Below are 21,534 nucleotides of genomic sequence, written 5' to 3' on the forward strand. Positions count from 1 at the left end.
ATTTCCTAAATAGCTGGAGGTAGTCATGTCTGAGAATTCAATCCCCCTTCCGTGGTCGCAGCCTGTCGCGGGCTTGCCCGATTTTGCGCACTATTACTCAACGGTTGATGGGGTTCGTCTGCACTATGTCAGAGGCGGACAGACGCAAGGTGAAACAATCGTGCTGCTTGCAGGCTTCCCGCAAAGCGGGTTTGCCTGGCATAAGGTGATGGCTCTTTTAGCCGATCGTTACGATATCATTGCACTCGACCTCCCGGGCCAGGGCGACTCCGATAAGCCACAGTCTGGCTACGATACCCTTACGCTTGCCAGTTCGGTTTTTGGGCTGGTGCAGACACTCGGGATCACAAGACATTACCTGGCCGCCCACGATGTAGGTGCATGGGTTGCCTGGCCGTATGCCCTGCGTTATGAACAGCAGGTAATCAAGCTGGCTCTGCTTGATGCCGGTATCCCGGGTATTACTTTGCCGGACGCCCTGCCCGCGACGCCAGAAAAAGCCTGGAAAACCTGGCACTTCGCGTTTCATCTTCTCCCCGACCTGCCGGAAGCCTTAATTAGCGGGCGTGAAGAGATTTACCTCGAATGGTTCCTGCGGCGAAAAACCGCCAGTCCGATGGCCTTTAGCGATGCGGATATCGCCCGGTATGTCCGCCTGATGCAGCAAAACGGCGCGCTGCGTGCCGGGCTGGCCCCTTACAGAGAAGCGGCGGTCTCCGCTGTTCAGAACCGGACGCTGGCTGAAACGCAAAAACTTCGGGTGCCGCTGCTGGCCGTCAGTGCCGATCAGGGTTCGATTGCCGATATGGCTGCCCCGCTTCGCCAGTTTGCAGAGACGGTGAGTGGCATTACGCTTGCTCATTGCGGTCATTTCATTCCGGATGAACAACCTCAGGCCCTGAGTGAGGCCCTGGCAGACTTCTTCCGTTAACAGGAAGCGCACGGTGTTGATCACTGCTGGCACCGTGCCCTGCTTCATCAACAAAGACAATTGCTGTCGCCATAAAATAAACCTCGCTCAAAATTTATTAAGGAGTTAATCTCGCAAAGAAAATAAGGGGGCATTATGAAAAACTTGATACTCAGTGTTATCGCAAAAATTTCCAAAATGGACGCTGAAGCTAAAGAGCTGGCGGCCAAAGTAGAAGCACAGTCTTTGTTGATAGGCGCGTTGTTACTGACCATTGGTAAAAATGGCGGTATGAACGAAATGCTCGAGAATGTCAGAAAAGCGATCAACGCGGCGCTTGAAGCAGCAGATACGCCGCTCAAATCCGACGCTGAAATGTTACTGAACGAATTCAATAACCTGATTTTATTAACCCAGCTACTCGAAACTAATGACTCAGAGATAAGTATCGAGTCGTTAAAGGAAGCCCCAGGCGAAACGGCCTCAGATTGAAACCCATTCCTAGAGGCTGGAGTTAAGTCTCCAGCTTCTCGTTAAACCCACGCCTTACGCGCAGCGCGCCATGACCGTGTGAGCGTGATTAGACTTTGCCAGACAGAATATTCAACATCCGTCGCAAGGGTTCCGCAGCGCCCCACAACAGCTGATCGCCGACCGTCAAAACCGAGTATATAGGGTCATTGTTAAGCGACATTTTCTTGTAACGGCCAATACCCACCTGCAGCGAACCGCTAATGTTAGAGGGAGTCAATTTACTGACACTGTCATCCTTATTATTGGGCACATAGTTAACCCATGGATGGGAATGCGTCACAAGCTCTGCAAATTCTTCTTCGCTGACTTCACGCTTGAGCTTCAGGGTTATTGCAGCACTATGGCAACGGATCACACCGACCCGAATACACAAGCCATTTACCGCAATTGTACCCGGAGAAAGACCAAGAATTTTGTTCGTTTCTGCCTCACCCTTCCATTCTTCTCTGCTATTACCATCCCCTAAATCGCTGTCAATCCATGGAATAATACTGCCCATTAAAGGCGCGCCGAAATTCTGGATGGGCATGTTAGCACTGTTAATTAATTCACTCACTTTATTGACTAAAGGAAGCACTGAACCTGAGGATTCCAGCTCATCAGAAGATAAATGTTTACTGATATAAGCGCTTTGAGCAATTAATTCCCGGACATATTTAGCACCCGCTCCGGATGCAGACTGATAGGTCATCACACTCATCCATTCTATCAGGTCAGCTTTAATTAACCCTGACAGTCCCATAAGACTCAGCGTAATGGAACAATTGCCCCCAACAAAAAGTTTAATTCCCTCTTTGATGGCACGATCGATATTTGTGCGGTTGACCGGGTCGAGAATAATGCAGGCTTTTTCATCCATCCGGAGCGCTGAGGCCGCATCAATCCAGTAGCCTTGCCAGCCATGGCTAATCAACTTAGGATAAATTGCTTTGGTATAATCCCCGCCCTGACAGGTTATGATGATATCCATTTCGGCCAGAGCGCTAATAGAATTAGCATCTTTGAGTGTGTGGTTGACGCCACCAATGACGGGACCAGCAGCCCCTGCACTGGAAGTACTGTAAAAATGCGCGGAAATATTGTCGAAGTCGTTCTCTTCGACCATTCTTTGTAACAAAACAGAGCCCACCATTCCTCGCCAACCAACAATACCAACCTGCTTCATTTGCTTAACCTTAATGACGTTATGAGAATGTTAATTTTTCAAAACATGTTATATCTCATCCCACATTAATGGTCATTACGAATTGCATCACATTTGGCCATTATTAAAATGTTTCATACGGCATCAGCAATATTTATACCTTTTACACGGCATAAATAATTAAAGTTGTGGGTAAGACATAATCAAACAAAAACCGGGCCTCACGCCCGGTTTTGTGGCTGATCTGAATCAGCGCTACGCACTCAACCCGCGATTCTCCAGCATCGGTTCAATCCTCGGATCGTGGCCGCGCCAGTTCCGGTAAAGTTCAGCTCAATCACTACTGCTCCCGCGCGACAGAATCACCTCGCGGAATGTCTGTCCGTTTTCGCGGGTCAAACCACCCTGCTCGACAAGCCACTGATAGCCATCGTCTGCCAGCATTTGCGTCTATAGGTAATCCAGATTCAGTGTTTGATAATACAGATCAACCTTTTTTATCTGTTGTAAACCTTGCTATTACTTCTTTTTCATCTGCAATTTTACCAAGATTTTCTGGCGCTATTATTCTGCCAACGGGTGTGTATCCGTAGTTTGTCTGAAAGGTCTCATAAAAAAGTACCAGGGTACGATGGCCGTATAACATGAGATCGCCCTGATTAATGGTTCCAGGTTTGACCTGGTGGGTCGGTAAGGGACGGGGCAGATCAGCAAATTTCTCGTTCCCGTTAAGTTCCTCCATCGTTAGAGTCAGGGGAAGCTGTTCAATAAATGCCTTTGCGGCTGGATTATTCTTAAGTTCAACGTAAAAAGTTTGCTGATTGATAGTCATTTTAATGGTCACGGCTTTTTCCTTGTCTGGTTGCAAAGAATTACTGGCACGAACCGGGAATAAAAAGCTCGTGATGATAACAAATAACAGGAATAATATTTTTTTCATCCAGATTCTCTCCCGCAAATGTGCTGCACCTTTCAGGTGCAGCATCAATGATTATTTTAGATAAACTTTTAAAAAGAAGTCAATTTATCAAATGGGTTCAGATACGTATGCTTATCTCCGGACTCCTCTCTTACTGGAAATTCTACACGATAGATGTATGTTGACTAGCTAATGATTGCTTAATGGGCTTATAAGCTATAGTTATGTTTTGTGAGTATCTCACCGATGAAACGTAATCTGAATGAACTCCTTTATTTCATTACCGTCACCCGCGAAGGGAGTTTAACCCGTGCGGAGGCTCAACCAGGGGGGACGCAACCGGCTCTCAGCTAGGCAATATCGACGCGGGAATAACGGCTGCAGATCCTACTGCTCACACGAACTACCCGTAACGTATCTCCAATTAATGAGCTGTACTCATAATCAATATAAATTTATACGCATTATCGAATTAATGCTCTGCTGCTAAGATTATCCCTGTTCAGGAATGTGTCACTGAAGTCTGAAGAGATTGAACCTGATCTCAGTCTGATAGTGGTGACAACAGCCCATCACCTATTCAGGAATAGTAAAAATGACAGATAACATCATAGGCAAAGTAATTGTAATCACGGGTGCATCAAGCGGTATGGGTGAAGCGGCTGCACGTTATCTTGCTGAAAAAGGAGCAAAGGTTGTGATGGCAGCGCGGAGAATAGACCGCATAGAGGCCATTGCGAGTGAGCTCCAAAAGCAGAATAAAGAAGCCATCGCCGTCGCAACCGATGTGACGAAACTTGATGACGTAAACAACCTCATTGAGACTGCGGTCAACAAATTCGGTCGTGTAGATGTTCTTATCAATAATGCCGGCCTGATGCCACTTTCCCGCCTTGAACAGGGAAATGTCGATGAATGGAATCAGATGATTGATGTCAATCTGCGCGGGGTTCTACACGGGATTGCTGCGGTGTTGCCTTATATGAAATCACAAAAAACAGGTCATATCATTAACACCGCATCTGTTGCTGCACACCTTGTCTTCCAGAGTTCTGCTGTCTATTCGGCGACAAAATTTGCTGTTCGAGCATTAACCGACGGTTTGCGCCAGGAAATGGCGGCACATAACATTCGCGTCACGTTAGTCTCCCCCGGTGCTGTTAAAACAGAACTACTGGAGCATATAACGGATAAAGATGTTAAGGCTGCAAACCAGGATTACGTTGAAAATGTTGGCGTACCAGCAGAAACCTTTGCACGCATGGTAGCCTTCGCAATTAATGAACCAGAAGATGTTGGTGTAAGTGAAATTATTTTCAGACCAACGGCTCAGGAATTGTAATTAGTTTAGTGGCGGCAACTGGAGAAAAACTATCAGGATTTAGGCTTTCAGAAAAGGCATACCCCTATGCCTTTTCCTAAGCCTAAAAAAACGATTTTTCCTGCACCTAACAGCGAGAAATGTCCGCTTCTGGCACAGGCCTGCTGTTGCAGCCCTGACAACCTTAGACTTCAATCGATTCAGAGATCTCTAACGCATCATCTACTTCAATGCCCAGATAGCGGACTGTGCTTTCCAGTTTCTTATGGCCCAACAGAAGTTGGATCACCCGAAGATTCTTGGTTTTCTTGTAGATCAGGTAAGGTTTTGTTCTTCTCATGGAATGTGTGCTGTAAAGCGAATCTTCGAGACCACGCTTTTCTACCCCCCCATGAAAGATTCGGTTGTATTGTCGGGTTGATATGTGCTGATTAGTTCCGACCCGAGACCGGAACAAGAAGTCTTTACTGTGCAAATTGCCAATTTTTATCAATGCAGCAACAGCTTCTCTTGTTCCTTTGGTTATCTCAAATTGCACAGGACTACCGGTTTTCTGTTGCAACACCGTTGCTCTGCTTGAAAACAAGCTACCATATGCCACATCAGATACTTTGAGTTTAACCAGATCACAGCCTCGAAGCTTACTGTCCAGGGCCATATTGAACAGAGCTAAATCGCGCGTTTTACCTTCCAGTTCAAGCCGGTTTAGGATCCCCCAGATATGAGATATTTGAAGTGGTCTTTTTTGGCCGATGATACGGTCTTTGTTCCACGGTGACGTGTTCATACTCAAATCTCCTGCAATGTGGGAGATTTGAGTATGGTTGTCCCTTATCAGCGAGGAGCGGACCTTAGTGCTGTCCGCCGATTGGTCATGTTTCGGCGAGCCGAGTGGTAATTCAGCTGGCTGCATAGTCATGCATCCGGATAAATTTTACCGGGCGTGTTTCCAGTCGTTTTCCGGGTCAATACATAGCAGTTTTATCTTTTCTCATCGTAAGCGTCGCCAGTAACTCAAAGGCGCTACCGGTAACGACGTTAGGGTAAATCTCCTGCTTTTAACAAGCCGATTGCATGGTCAAGTTGCTTATAGAGTTTGTGTCTCAAATCATCTAACTCGTCATTTTCTCGAATTAGAGGTATTCCATTTTTATGGAGAACAATATCGTTAAATGACCCCATCCCGCCGTAGAGTTTTTTCAATGAGTAAATGGATGACTCACAATCAACATCGAGTTCGATGGCCAGTTTTTCAAATGTTTTTGCCCATGAACCCTCCTCATTTGAGGATAGTATTTTAATGATGTCAGTTACTGTTTTCTTTATTTCATTTTTCATTTCAAACCACCACTTCCAAGTATCTTAACGCCAGGTATTTTCCACGGTGCAGGTACTACAACTTGCTCAGAGCCACCGGAAAAAAGGTCTGTTTGATAGCCTACTTCTCCAACATATACTTTCGTTCCCGCGGGTATTTGGATCTCGTGATAGCTATCAAGAGGAGATTCACTTCCATTAGGCCATTTGGGTAGCAGTGCCTTATCTATCCTGGTTTGGAGCACTCCTTGAGGTCGTTCATACCCGAAAAACTGACCTAATGGTCGCCCCTCAACCCCCCCTCTATAGAAACTCGTATCTGTTGATAGAGTGATCTCTTTGTATGTACCACTGGAAAAAGTTTCTGCTAGCTCTTTAGGTAATGGTCCGGGCTTTATCATCGAGTATTCCCCCTCGATTTTTCCCAGAACATGAAGATTGTTAAGCTCACTCGCCGCCCCTATTCTGCCGAGCCCAAGACCCGCAGCAACAGAAGCACCAGCAATGATCAGCCCTTTATTGTCCATAACTTGCTTGTAACCCTCTGGCGCATCGCCACCGAGTTGCTGCGCGGTCTGATGGAATCCATCAATATTGCCATTATAGATCCCACCTGCGGCCAACAACCGGCCTGCTGCTTTGCTATTGATGGTTTTTGCAGCCTGAGCATGTTGCGCAGGTGCCGCCGGGCGGACGTGATATCCCGGGCGTTTCAGCTGCCGGGACAGGAGGAAGCTGAGCCGGGTATAAAGGAACAGAGGCAGATCATTGCGAAGGTCACCGGATGTCGTCAGCACACCCGAAATAGTATGCCCGGTTATGTCTTTTCTCAGCAGAATGAGCTTCCCGGATTTGATGTCGGCAAGCGTGTCACGGTATGCCATCCACGGTTGCTGCCAGTGAAACGGTTGATAGCGGCTGACAAACCGGGTGTAGCCCTGCGGTAAATTCCACTCCTGGATGATGCGATTGGGCAATGCAGTTTCTGCAAGATCTCCTGCCGCAGTGTCCGGGTGGATAATGTGAGGGATGTCCTCAAGGTAGATGTCGTCCAGTGACATTGCCTGGCTGTGATGAAGCATGGTGCCCCTTTTTCGCTGCTGTTATGCGCCCCATTATTGCGTATTACAGACAACAGGCAAAGCCCCCCTAATGCCCCTGTGGCCAGATGCTGACTCCGCCAGCATCTGGGTTCTATCTGACCGGGGACTGACCAGAAAAGGTCCGCTACGAGCGAGGAGCGGAAGTTCAAGTTGTTCTGCAACTGACGAAGGCTTAAATCAACGGATAGATGGTAATAGTTAATATGTCATTGTCTCTAAGTTAAAAGAATCTGTGTGCTCCTGGCTTGGGTAGTCTCAATGAAGATAATATTGTCAAGGTGCAGTGATTGTTTTAAATACATCGGAAAAATAAGATGGAAAGCCTTGCAGTATTATTTCGAATCTCTCTGGATTTTCTCGAATCATGTTTCTGGAGTCAAAACTGGCTTGAATAGCATCTTGAGTCATTCCCTCTGCAAGACACTGGGCAATCACGCGTTCAGCAAATCCCGCTTCAAAAAAGGCAATGCAACTCTGATTCGGAAGTCCATATTTCAATCGTTTCTGAAGAAGATCAGCGTATCCTCTAAATACATCACCAGCCTGTTCTGAAGAGGATGCGATAAATGATTCCTTTACCGCTGCGAGCAAGAGTGCAAACTCAAAGCCAAATGTTTGTTCACACAGGTCTACAACCATATCAAGATCAAATTTTCTTTGGTTGGTGCCATAGGGGTAATACGCACCCAATTTGTCAAACCGTTGAAGGAGAGCAGCAAACGAATCTCCAGCCAGCCATCCCAATGCTAATGTCATAAGAGCCCCATTAGGAACAGTATCACTCAACCGTTTTTCACTGGATAAGAGAACTAAAAGCGGCCATAGCATATCAAACAGGTGATCGGCAGAGGTTGTTCCCTCGAGCGCGTTTGCATTTGTAGTGACCCATGATTCGATCACCAACGCTTGGTCAATACCTAACAATGTCCGACCAAAACGCTGCTGGATCGCTGTATCTGGAACAAAAAGTTCGATCCTTCGCGCCACAGACTCGAAGATATCTGTCAGGAGTATTTTTTGCTCTTCAGTGGCAAGCGAATAGGCAAGTGTTTCAGTAACCAATTCTCGAGAATTGCCCACAAAAGTTTCGGGCTGAACATCACTACGATATGTCATTAAGAAGCTTTCAACTGCTTCAATAATCTTTTTCTTAGATTTAAGTTGTTCGATTAATGAAGCGACCGAAAAATTCTCTTTAGGGAGATTGATAGGGACGCTCTCTACCCACTTTAAAAGAGCCTCCCAGTCATTGACAATGTAAGTGGCTACTTCAGCAGAGCTTGGTGAGCTTAGAATAACTGTTCCGAGGTCATTTCGCAGAGGATCGAAAAGAGAAAGCAATGTACTTCCCGTTGGCTCAGCACTATCAGGATTGATTAGATTGATTGTATCTTTCCAGCGGTGCGTCTTTGCGAAACGCTCGTCATAGAGACGGGGGTCAGTGAATATAACAGTGCCCTCACCGTACATTCCGGCACGTCCAGCACGTCCCATGAGATTATGGAAGTCGCGTACTTTGATCGATTCACGCCCCTGCATTGCACTTGTTACAAGTAGGTATCGAATTGGAAGGTTAACACCCTGTGCGAGTGTTGAGGTACAGACGATCAATCGAATAAGGCTTTGCCTCATCGCATACTCAATAGCCAGACGAACACCTTGGGGAGTATTGCCGTGATGAGCAAAAATGCCTAAAGTAGCTGCTTGAGTCAAATATGCATTAGCACCAAAATTACGTTCGAAGAGGTAAACAAAGCGACGAATCTCATTAGGGTCACTATTAGCAGAAGGTGGTTCAAGTGAAATTCCACGACGAAAAATATCTTCGGCGGCCTCACGAACAATTTTTGCAGCAGAAGCCTTCCTCCCTGTGAAAATAGCAACCCCACCATTTTTTAGCAGGCGTAAACCAAGATACAACGCTATGGATCCACTTTCCTGGGTAGGGAAAAAACGATCCTTTCTTTCCTTAGGTAGTCGTGGCATTTTTTCTGAAACAATAACTCGCGGGACAAAGAATTTCTGATCGCTATCATAGGCAACATTGAACTGTAGCTGACCATCTTTACCTTTCGGAAGGCTGGTAAAGGCAATGAGTCTACTAGCCTGTAAGGATTTACTGGAGACAACCTTTGAACCGTCATTTAATAACCAGGCTGCAACTGAAGCAGCATTCTGAATTACTGCTGAAATCAACACGCTCTGGGCATTTTCGTGTAGCATTCGCTTAATGGATGTTAGTAACAGTTCATAAGTTACACCCCGGCTGCCTGTATCAAACTGATGCCCTTCGTCATAAACTACAAGTCCAGCTTTCTGAACAATGTCTGGCTCTTGTCGAAGTATATAAAGAAGCTTCTCCGGGGTAAGAATAATGACCTGCGGCTTCGATTCGACCTCTATCTCTGAGTCAAATATTCCAGATTCCACATCGAGAAAATCTGATAAGGTAGAAAAATCGAACTCGACATCTGGTTGTAACGCGTCACTGGGTTGATTGACGTCATAGCCATCATCCTTAAATGCCTTTTCAAGATCGTTGGCTATCTCCTGGCAGAGTGCGCGGAAGGGTGCAATAACTAAGACCAATTTCGTACGAGCAGAAAGAAATGCCGACCGGATAATAAGCTCGGTCGCTCTCGATTTCCCGGCGCTCGTCGGCATCTGAACGACTCCTGATGCCCCGCTATACAATCCTGCCTCTCCTGGCAAGCGCTGAGATGGCCACATTTCCTTAATTGACATAGAACGCGATAAGTATGACTCCCACTTTTCTGGCGGAAGGTTGCTATAATGCGGAAGTAATGTCCAAGCAGAATTAGCGATGCGAGTGGCACTAACCGCTCCTAGCAAATCGGCCATAAGTAGGTCATGTGCAGACGCATGGCTATAGGCCCATTCGCGCAGTGATTTAATAGCATCATAGGCTTTCTGTCCGCCACTCCGGCCATACCTGAAGTGTTGGCGCAATACATCCAAAATATCTTTTGCACGTGAAGATACTAATGTCTCGTTGGTCTGCTCCCAAGGCCGATCCATCGCTGCTTTAACTGCAATAGCTAAAGTATCGTGCTTAGGAAACTCGAGTTGGCCCAGTTTAGACAATTGGACTGCAGCATTTCCGGGTACATCGCCAAGATAGAAACCAGCAGCGGCAAGTATGCGAAGATTGAAGGAGAGTTCTTTGTTCAGCAGGGAGTTGTCATAAGCCTGAAGGACTTGAGCCGAAAAAATAACCTCATCCAGTGGGGTTTGGGATTGAGCTTCAATCGAATTGCCGATGGCCTTAGCCACCACTTCTGATGCAAAGTCGCCGACGGTACCAACAGCTAATGGAAACTGCATCTCCAAGTCGAGATCTTCAGGAAGATCAATATGATCTTCTTCTGGAACGCCATACTCAAACATTTTCCCTTTTGATAGCGTAACTGCTGCTGCATAACGAGCACGTTTTTTAGGCTTCATTTGCTGCCCTGCCATAGAGAGCGTGAACAAATTTCATAAGCGTCTTAGCATGAATTACAACCAACATTAGATTTTTAATATTTTCATGCGAAGTGCAGTCTGTAGTTTCAGATATATGAGCCGAATCATAAAGACTTGAACAAAAAACAGCCGCTGCCCCTGTCATTCGTACATAAGGGACATCCAACCCTTCTTGAAAGCGTTCCACCCGATCTGCACCTTCTTCATCTTGGCGATCAATTAAACGGCGCTTCATCGCATTAAGGGATTCTGATATTCGATACACATCCTTTATCGAGTCGATAACGGCGTCTTGCAATCTCGGCTTTGCTTTCTTACCACTGAGTTGTGCTTTCGACTCAAAAGAAATCAAGATGTCTTTTGTAGATGGCCGTGATGCGCCTATGTCATCAAACTTAAACGCTAAGACATCTGTTCCCTTTGGAGACTCGTTGCGAACCATTTTGTTGTCATATCGAGTACGAGGAACCCAATAACCAAAATGGCTTTCAAGTAGATCCGCGATAAGAATTTCAGCAAAATCGCCGGAGCGCGTTGCAGGGCCAAAATCTTCAGACTCATCAGGAAACACCAAGTCTCTCAAATACTCGGCTCGCGTTTTTTTAGTCCCTCTACGCAGGCGATCAATTTGGCTGTCCAGACAGTAATGCTCACGGAAATGTTTGGCCCATGCGGATAGTACATGCCCCGCTTCAAGATCGAATTCGAGCTCGTATACCTCTACCTCATTGCCGTCAGAAGTGGTTACGTTATGTTCAGCTTTTTTGAGCCAAGCTGAGTACGGTTGTCCAACAGTCATTTTAACCATTTTGCTCTTTCTTAAGCACTCCGTGGCTTAACACTTCGAGATGCGCCGGCGAAATCGATAGTTTTCGGGCATCGTGTTCCTTTTGATTTTACTACCATGAGCTCCGCAGGGTACATATATTGACGCCTACGACGTAAGTACGGTTATACGAGAAAACGAGGCCATAGGCAGGGCCTTAAATTGCCCATATAAGATGGCATGGAACTGCCGACTTTGGTAGCCGATCATACTCGAATGTGATGATGACATCATTGGCATAGCGGTATATTAATCAACAGAGAACGGGTGAGTAGCAAAGATAAGAGGAAATCAATGGATATTTTAGCGTTAAAAGAAGTACTTCGCCCTGCGGGGGGAAACTTGAAAGATCATTGCACTAACGAAAAAATCCCTGATCTCTGTCGTCAGTTGGGGCTACCTGTGCCCAGAGAGGAAGGATGCAAGCGCGAGCGCTTGCATGGAGCCTTTGATTTACTTAATGACGCAGATATGCCGGAGTTGGCAAGAACGCTGTTGTCGCGAAAGGTTTTCAATCCAAGTATACGCAACAATATCCAAGACATCCTATGGGAGGACGAGCCCTGCATCGATATACCCAAGCGACATCGTCGCGAGCTAGCAGAGGCTCTGCAACCATTTGAATTATTTAGCCACTGGGAAAATTTCAAGCGATTATTAAATGATTTGTTTGTTTTTCCGGTGGATTTAAGTGAAATATTTTCGATGCATGAGACAGGGATTCTTGGCGAAATTCACCGACATTTTGTACGAAATCCTGAAGACGGTGATGTGGTATGGTTATTTGAAAAACTGCAGATTGTCGAACAATCAGCTCCACGTTTCCGTAGGTGGCTCGAAGGTTTAGTCTCTGCGGACGTGCAGATCAGTATCGAAAAGCAGGTAGCAAAGGTTGAGGCCATTAATAAAGTTTTAAGGACGTGTGGAGCCGGGCTTACCCATAGCTCAGATGCTGAAGGCTATCCGGTTTTTAGCCTGATATCATTGCGGGCGTTTCGTGGGCGCCCTAAGAACATTATTTTCGCCTCTCTCACCAAACCTGATATTCGTTTGAGTGACTCTCTTAATAACGAAATTGAAATTCTTTCAAACCCAAATGAGGTTTTGATCTATGATCGTCCATTAAGTACCGAGGGATTGAGTTGGCGTGAACTGCAGGCATGGTGGGCAGATTTTACTTGTGAAGAGAATAGCGAACAGGCAAAAAATTCGCTTTATCGACGATTGCAGCAAAGTTTGCCTAACTCGTCTCCGCCTCAGCAAAAGTTTTTCAAAGAATTCTTTCGACAATATAGTTCAGCAATTTATGACTTACCTGCATTGCTACCTGAAGTTTGGCTGCACTGGGATCCCAAAACCGTATCAGAGAGAGGCGCTGAAGCACTACTCAATCATAGGATGGATTTTCTTTTGCTAATGCCTGATGGCGGTAGGGTTGTGATCGAAATCGATGGTATTCAACATTACTCAGATGAAACAGGTAGGGCGAGTAGGAGTAAATATGCAGATTTGGTTGCAGGTGATCGTAGCTTAAAATTGGCAGGTTATGATATTTATCGTTTTGCAGGTATCGAACTTCATCGCGACGATGCCTCATATAAAATAAAGTGTTTTTTTGATTCTTTGTTTAAATGTCATGGGATAAAAATAAATTTATAGATGAATTTTTTCAAAAATTCGCACCAGAGAAGCTGAGGTTAGTAGTTTGGGTCCTCCTTCAGGGAGGTGGTCACTTTATTGTTTTATTTGACCTGCTCCCCACAGATTGATGCAGATAGATGTTAGTAACGTCCGCTCTTGGCACATAACGGCCCTGGAAATTGGGAAAATCACCGGACCCTTAGCAGATCTGAATATCTGGTCGTATATCTCGGCGACAGCATTTCACGTTTCATCTGCCAATACTGCTATATGCCCTGCAAAGTAAAGCGTGCCTTTCCCGTCTTTCGCATTCAGGTGATCGAGCACCTCAATCAACTTTTCGCTGCCAGCATACGGCGCGTTCTCATCGAAAAGGTTGAGCGGGGTCCCCCCCTGGCTGAAGGAGTCACCCAACATGATTCCGGCTTTCTGGTAACGATGGGCATCCTTCCAGATTTTATCCAGGCACTTTATGTGGCGTTAATGATTTTGGGGAAGAAAAATCGGTCAAAAAAAACCGGGCATCGCGCCCGGTTCTGTTCCCATACTAAAAAAGCCCTTAAGCACTCAATCCACGATTCTCCAGCATCGGTTCAATCCTCGGATCGTGCCCGCGCCAGTTCCGGTAAAGTTCAGCTAAATCAGTACTATTCCCGCGCGACAAAATGGCATCGCGGAATGTCTGCCCGTTTTCACGCGTCAAACCGCCCTGCTCGACAAACCACTGATAGCCATCGTCTGCCAGCATCTGCGTCCACAGGTAAGCGTAATACCCTGCCGCATACCCGCCGCCGAAGATATGGGCGAAGTAGCTGCTGCGATAGCGCGGTGGAACGGCGGGCAGATCCAGCCCCTCTTTGTGCAGTGCTGCCGCTTCAAAGGTGTCAACATCGTCCACGGGTTCGCTGATGCCGTGCCAGTTCATATCCAGCAGCGCAGCGCTAAGCAGCTCGGTCATGTCATAACCTTTATTAAACTGCGTCGCGTTAAGCATTTTATCGCGCAGCGCCTCGGGCATCGGCTCTCCGGTCTGATAGTGGCGGGCATAGTGGGCAAACACCTGCGGGTGGCTCGCCCAGTGCTCGTTGATTTGCGATGGGAACTCGACAAAATCACGCGGCGTATTGGTGCCGGAGAGGGAGGCGTAGCGCTGGCTGGCAAACAGACCGTGCAGCGTATGACCAAACTCGTGGAACAGGGTGACCACATCGTCCCAGGAGATCAGCGCCGTCTGACCGTTAGCCGGTTTTTGATAGTTGCAGACATTGTAAATAACCGGGCGCGAGGCAAACTCATACGATTGCTCGACGAAATTCCCCATCCACGCCCCACCGGCTTTCGATTCGCGGGCAAAGAAATCACCGTAGAACAGCGCCATCCCTTCGCCGGTGTGGTCGAAAATCTCCCACACGCGGACATCAGGATGGTAAACCGGAATATCGAAACGCTCGACAAAGCGGAGGCCAAACAGCTGGCTTGCAGCCCAGAATACGCCATCCTGCAACACCGTGTTGAGCGCAAAGTACGGCTTGATTTGCGACTCGTCGAGGGCATATTTCGCCTGGCGCACGCGCTCGGCATAAAAGGCCCAGTCCCACGCCTGCACGGTGAACCCGCCCTGCTCGTCATCAATCACTTTTTGGATATCGGCCTGCTCAAGCGTCGCTCGGGTGCGTGCAGCGGGTACAATTCCGCGCATAAAAGCCAACGCGGCGGCAGGTGTTTTCGCCATTTGATCGGCGATACTCCAGCTTGCGTAGTCCTCAAACCCCAACAATTTTGCCTGACGCGCACGCAACGCGGTGAGACGCAGGATCAGTGCCCGGGTATCGTTTTCATCCCCTTTCTGGGTACGCGTCCAGCCCGCGTTAAACAAATTTTCCCGCGTCTGACGGTCACGCAGCGCGGAAAGTGCGGGTTGTTGAGTGGTATTAAGCAGCGGAATCAACCAGCGATCGTTCAGCCCTTTCTCCGCGGCGGCATGGGCAGCCGTCGCAATCTCGTCAGGATTGAGTCCATCAAGCTGATGAGCATAATCCACGACCAGCCCACCGGCTTTGGTGGCGGCCAGCAGACGCTGATTAAACTGGCTGGTGAGGGTAGCCGCCTCGGTATTCAGCGCTTTCAGCTCCGCTTTTTCTGCATCATTCAGCCGCGCACCGGCCAGCACAAAGTGCTGGTACGTCTCTTCTGCCAGCCGACGGGATTCGGCGTCCAGCGCAGCACAATCCTGCCAGACGCTCTCCACGCGAGAGAACAGCGTGTCGTTAAGCCAGATATCGTTCGCCAGGGCAGCAAGCTCGGTAGAGATCTGCTCCTCAAGCGCCTGTAAGTCATCATTGGTGTGCGCAGAGGTCATGGCGAAGAAAACACTGCTGACACGCGAGAGCATGGCACCGCTTTTTTCGAGCGCCAGCACGGTATTGTTGAAATCGGGGGCGGCCGTTTGCGCGACAATCGCGTCAATTTCGGCTCGCTTCTGGCGTATCGCTTCATCGAATGCCGGGCGGTAGTGGCCGTCGTTGATTTCGTCGAATCGGGGTGCCTGATAAGGCAACAGGCTGCTTTCAAAAAAGGGATTAGTGGCCGACATCTTTCACTCCTGAGTACGGTTATCTTCCCAGAGTAGGCCAGGCCGCCACTGCCTGCAATGCCGTCATACAAATGTTGCCTTAACGCATCCTTCGCGGCCGTGCTATGTTAGTACAACACAAAAAGCGTTGAGGAACAGTGAGATGATTATTTTAGTTACCGGGGCAACGGCAGGTTTTGGTGAAAGCATCACGCGTCGCTTCGTCGCCAACGGGCATAAGGTGATTGCGACGGGTCGTCGTCAGGAGCGTCTGCAGGAGCTGAAAGATGAGCTGGGTGACAGCATCCTGACCGCGCAGCTTGATGTCCGTAACCGTGCCGCCATCGAAGAGATGATTGCTAACCTGCCGGCCGAATGGCGTGCCATTGACCTGCTGGTCAACAATGCCGGTCTGGCGCTCGGTATGGAGCCTGCCCACAAAGCCAGCGTCGAAGACTGGGAAAACATGATCGACACGAACAACAAAGGGCTGGTGTACATGACCCGCGCCGTGCTGCCAGGCATGGTTGAGCGCAATCGCGGCCACATTATTAACATCGGTTCGACCGCAGGAAGCTGGCCTTATGCGGGCGGTAATGTTTATGGCGCGACCAAAGCCTTCGTGCGTCAGTTCAGCCTTAACCTGCGTACCGATCTGCACGGCACCGCCATTCGCGTGACCGATATTGAGCCGGGCCTGGTAGGCGGAACCGAATTTTCTAACGTCCGGTTTAAAGGTGATGACGCGAAAGCAGACAAAACCTACGAGAATGCGAACGCCCTGACGCCGGAAGATGTCACCGAAGCGGTCTGGTGGGTGGCAACGCTGCCAAAACACGTCAACATTAACACGGTAGAAATGATGCCAGTCAGCCAGAGTTTTGGCGGACTTAGCGTCCATCGTGGCTAACATTGCCCTTCCCGGCCTGCGGGCCGGGTCTGTTTCAGGCCATAAAAGAATGGTAGTATGTTCAGGCTAACTCTCTGAGAAATGACAACTCATGGCCGCTGAATCGCAACTCAATCCTACCCAGCCCGTAAACCAGCAAATCTATCGCATTTTGCGACGTGATATTGTCCATTGCCTGATCCCACCCGGAACGCCGCTCTCTGAAAAAGAGGTGTCCGTGCGGTTTGACGTGTCCCGCCAGCCCGTGCGTGAGGCGTTTATCAAGCTTGCAGAAAACGGTCTGATTCAGATCCGCCCGCAGCGCGGCAGCTATGTGAACAAAATCTCGCTCTCCCAGGTGCGTAACGGCTGTTTTGTCCGTCAGGCCATTGAGTGCGCGGTGGCGCGCCGTGCCGCATCCTTGATTGATGACAACCAGTGCTACCTGCTGGAGCAAAACCTGCATCAGCAGCGTATTGCGATTGACCGCAAACAGCTCAACGACTTCTTCCAGCTTGATGATGAGTTTCACCAGAAGCTGGCGCAAATTGCGGACTGTCAGTTGGCCTGGGACACGATTGAAAACATCAAAGCCACCATCGACCGCGTGCGCTATATGAGCCTCGACCACGTCTCACCACCGGAAATGTTGCTACGACAGCATCATGATATTTTCAGTGCGCTGGAAAAACGCGATCAGGACGGTGTAGAAAAAGCGATGACGCTGCACCTGCAGGAAATCAGCGAATCCGTACAGTTAATTCGTCAGGAAAACAGCGACTGGTTTAGCGAAGAGTAAAATACGCCGCCCCCGTTTCGGTTGCGGCGAAGAGATTAGCGAACCACCAGCACCGGAATACTCGCATAGCGCAGGATAGATTCCGCATTTGAACCGAGCAGATGGGTGCTGATGCTCGGGTTTTTCGACCCGATGACGATCACGTCATATTCCCCTTCTTTGCTCAGTTTGATAATTTCGTCACGCACGTTGCCAAAGCAGACCAGGCTGTGGATATTCTCCCCGGGGAGATCAAACAGCCTTTTTAGCTCGTTCATTTTCTTCCCGGATTCAGCGGTCATAAACGCTTCAAACTTTTTGATATCGGCGTTGAATCCGCGCAGCAACGAGCGGCTGCTGTTGGGGAGAATGTTCACCAGCGTAATCGACGCACCTTCCGCCTTTGCAAGGTTGGCCGCGTGGCGAACCGCTTTGTCGCTCAATTCCATTTCAAATACATCAACAGGCATTAAAATCTTCTTATACATAAGCCTGACTCCTTATTCCTGTGAAAGGGGTATTCCCTGCTTCAAGAATGACAGCCGGAATATAAACAAACCCTAAACGCTTGCCTGCAGAAACTATCAATAAAGGAAAATAAATGTGGGCTTTGTAAATTGCTGTCGTGAACCGTCAGCACCCACCAATATTGAGAAAAAAGTGTGAGTTTGATCAAAAACAAAAAAATGAGATGCAGACAGGCGTATTTATAGTGCCCCGTGAACGGTGAAACCTGAAATAGCGCCGTAACGGATAAGTGAGAGAGGAGAAAATACCATGATGACATACGACCGTAACCGTAACGCAATTACCACCGGCAGCCGTGTAATGATCAATGGCACAGGACACACCGGCGTGATTAAAGCGATCCACAGCGAAGGGCTGGATGCCGCGCAGGTGCGTCGCAGCAAAACGGTAGAAGTGGAAGGTTGCGAAGGTAAGTTCGAACCGATTGAACTGATTCGCCTGGGTATGCACTGATTCATGCGACATCATGCCGCCGCACGCGGCGGCATGTGATGACTTAGCAGTTCGCCGCGTACTCTGCGACCGTGGCTTTTGCACCTTTTTGCACTAACGTCTGGTAAGCACGCATTACCGCATCCACAAAGACGGTTTCATGCGGGAGTTCTTTGCCAAAAATGGCCTCAATGCCCAGCAGCGCCTTCACCCGGTCTTCGCCCTCAGCACTTCCCTTCACCGCCGCCTGAATGACCGCCAGCTGCGGGTCGCTCACGTCGATAGCGTTGCCCTGCTCATCGACACCACCGACATACCGCATCCAGCCTGCAATGCCTAATGCCAGCAGCGGGAAGCTTTTTTGATGCACCAGATGCCAGCGCACGGAATCGAGCATACGCTGCGGGAGCTTCTGGCTGCCGTCCATCGCGATTTGCCAGGTACGGTGACGTAACGCCGGGTTGCTGTAGCGGGCAATCAACAGGTCAGCATAGTGGCCTAAATCAACGCCTTTCACTTTTAAGGTCGGCGCCTGCTCGTTCAGCATCAGCGCATAGGCGGCAGTACGGTAGTGCGCGTCTTCCATGCAGTCGTTGATATGCGGGTACCCCGCCAGATAGCCAAGATACGCGAGGAAAGAGTGACTGCCGTTAAGCATGCGCAGCTTCATCTCTTCAAACGGAATGACGTCTGAAACCAGCTCCGCCCCGGCCTTTTCCCACTGTGGACGGCCTGCGACAAAGTTGTCCTCAATTACCCACTGACGGAACGGTTCGCACGCCACGCCTGCCGGGTCACGAACGCCAGTCAGCTGTTCAATTTTATCCAGCGTCTCCGGTGTAACCGCGGGAACAATACGATCCACCATGGTGGACGGGAAAGTGACGCTGGATTCAATCCAGTCTGCCAGCTCGCCATCGACCGCGCGGGCATAAGCGCAGGTCACATTACGCATGACGTGCCCGTTCTCCGGCATATTGTCACAGGACATGACGCTAAACGCGGGCAGCCCAGCAGCTTTGCGTCGCGCGAGTGCTTCCACGACCACACCCGGCGCAGATTTCGGCTGATGCGGGTTTTGCAGGTCGGCGGCAATTAACGGGTGATCGAGCATCAGTTTCCCGGTCGCCGGCGAGTGGCAATATCCCTTTTCAGTAATGGTGAGCGAGACAATCGCCACCTGCGGCTCACACAGTGCGGCCAGCACGCGTTCCAGCCCGTCAACCTGTGCATGCAGTGCGTTCCTGACCACGCCCACCACCCGCGATGTCCACGCATCGGCAGACATTTCCGCCACGGTGTAGAGATGATCCTGTGCGTTCAGATCGGCAATCTGCTGTTCACCGCCAATCAGGTTTACCTCACAGTAACCCCAGTCGCTGTTGTGTTCCGCGGCGAGAATGTCGGCGTACACCGCCTGGTGCGCACGGTGAAATGCGCCAAACCCTAAATGAACAATGCGTGCCTTGAGGCGTTCGCGATCGTACTGAGGAAGCGTCGCTTTCGCCTGTAATAACCGGTTTTCCATGATTAAGACTCGTTAAGTTATGTACGCTGGGATTCGCTGCCGCTCTAAACGAGCAGCAGCGCCTGCTGACTACACCAACTAGAATGGCAGTCGGGGTAAAAAAGAACTGCCATTAACCATACTGATCCTGCAGTTTGAGATTTTGATTTATATTAACTTTTACGCATGTGGTGTGACATGAACATAAAGTTGTGTGACAGGTCACTCAAGATATAAACCATTACCGCCGCGATGAAACCGCCCCATAGCCAACGGAATCACGTGCCGGCCCCTCCGCCGCATCTTCCGCCACGCTCAAATCACGATCGCAGACCTCTGGCATGCAGATGGCGGCGATCAGCCCAATCACGGAGTAGGCGATCATCATGGCGACAATTGGCCACCAGGAACCGGTCATATTGCAGAAGATCCCGGCGAGCACTGGCCCAAAGCCTACCGCCACCAGCCCGCCCGCCTCTTTTGAGATAGCCATCCGGGTAAAGCGGTTACGCGAGCCAAACATCTCCGCCATCGTGATGTTTTCCAGGGCAAACAGTCCCAGTACGGCGAAATTATGGATAACGATGATGGAGAGCATGATCACACCCGGCGCATAGCTCTTATCAACGATAATCGACAGCATCGGGTACGCCAGAATAATGGCGGAGATATTGAGCAGAATGTACGGCAGACGACGCCCCACTTTATCGGAGAGCCAGCCCAACAGCGGGATAGAGATAAACCCGAGAATTGAGCTTATCATCAGCGCATCGGTGGGGATCGCTTTATCGAACAGCAGCGTCTGAACCAGATACCCGGCAAGAAACGTCTGGATCAGTCCCGAATTCCCCGCCTGACCAAAACGCAGCCCGGTTGCCAGCCAGAAGGACTTACTTTTCACCATCGCTGCAAATGATAAATCATGTTTTGTCACCGGTGCGGTTGTCTCAGCCTCGTTCACTTTTTCAAATACCGGGCTCTCCTTGAGGTTCATTCGCAGCCAGATGGCGAAGATCATTACCACCACGCTTGCAAGAAACGGTACACGCCAGCCCCAGGCAACCAACTGTTCGCGGTCGAGGGCGAAGAACATAATTGCCCAGATAGCCGTTGCACTTAGCGTCCCGCAGTTGGTGCCCATCGCCACCAGCGAGGAGATAATGCCGCGTTTCCCTTTAGGGGCGTACTCCGCCAGCATGGTTCCGGCGCCGGAGATTTCAGCCCCTGCTCCCAGCCCCTGGATGATACGCAGCGTCACTAACAGGACGGGCGCGAAAATCCCAATCTGCGCGTAGGTCGGCAAGACCCCGATCAGGGTCGTGCAGATCCCCATCATAGTAATGGTGATAAACAGCACCTTTTTACGGCCAATGCTGTCGCCCATTCGCCCGAAGATAAAGGCGCCGACAATGCGCGCGATATAGCCTGCGCCGTACGTCCCCATCGCCAGAATCAGCGCCATTGCGGCCGATTGTTCCGGGAAGAAGATCTCATGGAATACCAGTGCGGCCCCCAGCGAATAGAGCTGGAAATCCATAAACTCCAGTGCGGTACCCAGCCAGCCGGAAACGGCGGCTTTCACCAGATCTGAAGTCGTTCTTTGTGGTTGTGTTTGCGTCATAATGGC

Annotated in this window: 18 protein-coding genes and 3 pseudogenes; 8 read left to right on the forward strand and 13 right to left on the reverse strand. The window is 49.3% G+C overall.

Features of this window, described 5'->3' with window-relative positions; genetic code table 11:
* Positions 1 to 25 precede the first annotated feature (25 nt).
* Positions 26 to 931: an alpha/beta hydrolase gene (locus tag QLG09_RS10200; RefSeq protein ID WP_049022938.1), complete on the forward strand. Its 906-nt coding sequence runs from the start codon at positions 26 to 28 to the stop codon at positions 929 to 931.
* 135 nt (positions 932 to 1,066) lie between these two features.
* Positions 1,067 to 1,402, forward strand: coding sequence for an anti-adapter protein IraP (iraP, locus tag QLG09_RS10205; protein WP_014169912.1), 336 nt, complete (start codon positions 1,067 to 1,069; stop codon positions 1,400 to 1,402).
* A gap of 88 nt (positions 1,403 to 1,490) precedes the next feature.
* Here the strand turns inward: iraP and asd are convergent, their stop codons facing one another.
* The 3 genes and pseudogenes from asd to QLG09_RS10220 all read right to left on the reverse strand — a co-directional run bounded on the left by asd (position 1,491) and on the right by QLG09_RS10220 (position 3,528).
* Positions 1,491 to 2,609 (reverse strand): aspartate-semialdehyde dehydrogenase, encoded by a 1,119-nt coding sequence (gene asd, locus QLG09_RS10210; protein WP_282488878.1) that lies wholly within the window; start codon positions 2,607 to 2,609, stop codon positions 1,491 to 1,493.
* 234 nt (positions 2,610 to 2,843) lie between these two features.
* A pseudogene (locus tag QLG09_RS10215) lies at positions 2,844 to 3,047 on the reverse strand (M3 family metallopeptidase); the annotation flags it as partial.
* Between the two features lie 28 nt (positions 3,048 to 3,075).
* Positions 3,076 to 3,528 carry a cyclophilin-like fold protein gene (locus tag QLG09_RS10220; RefSeq protein ID WP_049022940.1) on the reverse strand — a complete coding sequence of 151 codons (453 nt, stop codon included), beginning with the start codon at positions 3,526 to 3,528 and terminating at the stop codon, positions 3,076 to 3,078.
* Between the two features lie 225 nt (positions 3,529 to 3,753).
* Here QLG09_RS10220 and QLG09_RS10225 point away from each other — a divergent pair.
* A pseudogene (locus tag QLG09_RS10225) lies at positions 3,754 to 3,879 on the forward strand (LysR family transcriptional regulator); the annotation flags it as partial.
* Positions 3,880 to 4,102: 223 nt separating this feature from the next.
* Positions 4,103 to 4,849, forward strand: a complete 747-nt coding sequence (locus QLG09_RS10230) for an SDR family oxidoreductase (protein WP_032681105.1) — start codon at positions 4,103 to 4,105, stop codon at positions 4,847 to 4,849.
* 163 nt (positions 4,850 to 5,012) lie between these two features.
* On the opposite strand, the gene QLG09_RS10235 is transcribed toward QLG09_RS10230, so the two are convergent.
* The 5 genes from QLG09_RS10235 to QLG09_RS10255 all read right to left on the reverse strand — a co-directional run bounded on the left by QLG09_RS10235 (position 5,013) and on the right by QLG09_RS10255 (position 11,542).
* Positions 5,013 to 5,615 carry a site-specific integrase gene (locus tag QLG09_RS10235; protein ID WP_049023858.1) on the reverse strand — a complete coding sequence of 201 codons (603 nt, stop codon included), beginning with the start codon at positions 5,613 to 5,615 and terminating at the stop codon, positions 5,013 to 5,015.
* Positions 5,616 to 5,866: 251 nt separating this feature from the next.
* Complete coding sequence (locus QLG09_RS10240) at positions 5,867 to 6,166, reverse strand: hypothetical protein (protein ID WP_044867644.1); 300 nt, start codon at positions 6,164 to 6,166, stop codon at positions 5,867 to 5,869.
* The gene (locus QLG09_RS10245) at positions 6,163 to 7,227 is read right to left on the reverse strand and encodes a hypothetical protein (RefSeq protein ID WP_049023857.1); all 1,065 of its coding nucleotides are present in this window, start codon (positions 7,225 to 7,227) and stop codon (positions 6,163 to 6,165) included. The genes QLG09_RS10240 and QLG09_RS10245 overlap by 4 nt, the downstream gene beginning before the upstream one ends.
* A gap of 294 nt (positions 7,228 to 7,521) precedes the next feature.
* Positions 7,522 to 10,713, reverse strand: coding sequence for a DEAD/DEAH box helicase (locus tag QLG09_RS10250; RefSeq protein WP_282488879.1), 3,192 nt, complete (start codon positions 10,711 to 10,713; stop codon positions 7,522 to 7,524).
* Positions 10,703 to 11,542 (reverse strand): Hachiman antiphage defense system protein HamA, encoded by an 840-nt coding sequence (locus tag QLG09_RS10255; protein ID WP_231106632.1) that lies wholly within the window; start codon positions 11,540 to 11,542, stop codon positions 10,703 to 10,705. Before QLG09_RS10255 ends, QLG09_RS10250 begins: the two co-directional genes overlap by 11 nt.
* Before the next feature lie 312 nt (positions 11,543 to 11,854).
* Between QLG09_RS10255 and QLG09_RS10260 the strand changes: the two genes are divergently transcribed.
* Positions 11,855 to 13,219: a hypothetical protein gene (locus QLG09_RS10260; protein ID WP_282488880.1), complete on the forward strand. Its 1,365-nt coding sequence runs from the start codon at positions 11,855 to 11,857 to the stop codon at positions 13,217 to 13,219.
* 170 nt (positions 13,220 to 13,389) lie between these two features.
* Here QLG09_RS10260 and QLG09_RS10265 read toward each other — a convergent pair.
* Positions 13,390 to 13,672, reverse strand: a pseudogene (locus QLG09_RS10265) (DUF4113 domain-containing protein); the annotation flags it as partial.
* Between the two features lie 88 nt (positions 13,673 to 13,760).
* Positions 13,761 to 15,794: a peptidyl-dipeptidase Dcp gene (gene dcp, locus QLG09_RS10270; protein ID WP_049023856.1), complete on the reverse strand. Its 2,034-nt coding sequence runs from the start codon at positions 15,792 to 15,794 to the stop codon at positions 13,761 to 13,763.
* A gap of 142 nt (positions 15,795 to 15,936) precedes the next feature.
* Between dcp and ydfG the strand changes: the two genes are divergently transcribed.
* The gene (gene ydfG, locus QLG09_RS10275) at positions 15,937 to 16,683 is read left to right on the forward strand and encodes a bifunctional NADP-dependent 3-hydroxy acid dehydrogenase/3-hydroxypropionate dehydrogenase YdfG (RefSeq protein ID WP_020884259.1); all 747 of its coding nucleotides are present in this window, start codon (positions 15,937 to 15,939) and stop codon (positions 16,681 to 16,683) included.
* 91 nt (positions 16,684 to 16,774) lie between these two features.
* Positions 16,775 to 17,461 carry a GntR family transcriptional regulator gene (locus tag QLG09_RS10280; RefSeq protein WP_014169893.1) on the forward strand — a complete coding sequence of 229 codons (687 nt, stop codon included), beginning with the start codon at positions 16,775 to 16,777 and terminating at the stop codon, positions 17,459 to 17,461.
* A gap of 35 nt (positions 17,462 to 17,496) precedes the next feature.
* Here the strand turns inward: QLG09_RS10280 and QLG09_RS10285 are convergent, their stop codons facing one another.
* Positions 17,497 to 17,928: a universal stress protein gene (locus QLG09_RS10285; RefSeq protein ID WP_014169892.1), complete on the reverse strand. Its 432-nt coding sequence runs from the start codon at positions 17,926 to 17,928 to the stop codon at positions 17,497 to 17,499.
* A gap of 289 nt (positions 17,929 to 18,217) precedes the next feature.
* Here QLG09_RS10285 and ydfZ point away from each other — a divergent pair, with 289 nt between their 5' ends.
* Positions 18,218 to 18,421, forward strand: coding sequence for a putative selenium delivery protein YdfZ (ydfZ, locus tag QLG09_RS10290; protein WP_013096785.1), 204 nt, complete (start codon positions 18,218 to 18,220; stop codon positions 18,419 to 18,421).
* A 43-nt stretch (positions 18,422 to 18,464) separates the two neighbouring features.
* On the opposite strand, the gene QLG09_RS10295 is transcribed toward ydfZ, so the two are convergent.
* Positions 18,465 to 19,928 carry a fructuronate reductase gene (locus QLG09_RS10295; RefSeq protein ID WP_049023855.1) on the reverse strand — a complete coding sequence of 488 codons (1,464 nt, stop codon included), beginning with the start codon at positions 19,926 to 19,928 and terminating at the stop codon, positions 18,465 to 18,467.
* Positions 19,929 to 20,148: 220 nt separating this feature from the next.
* On the reverse strand, positions 20,149 to 21,528 hold the full coding sequence (locus QLG09_RS10300) for an MFS transporter (RefSeq protein WP_014169890.1): 1,380 nt from the start codon (positions 21,526 to 21,528) through the stop codon (positions 20,149 to 20,151).
* Positions 21,529 to 21,534 lie beyond the last annotated feature (6 nt).

Origin of the sequence: Enterobacter sp. V89_11 (assembly GCF_029967775.1) — a bacterium.
GTDB lineage: Bacteria > Pseudomonadota > Gammaproteobacteria > Enterobacterales > Enterobacteriaceae > Enterobacter > Enterobacter ludwigii.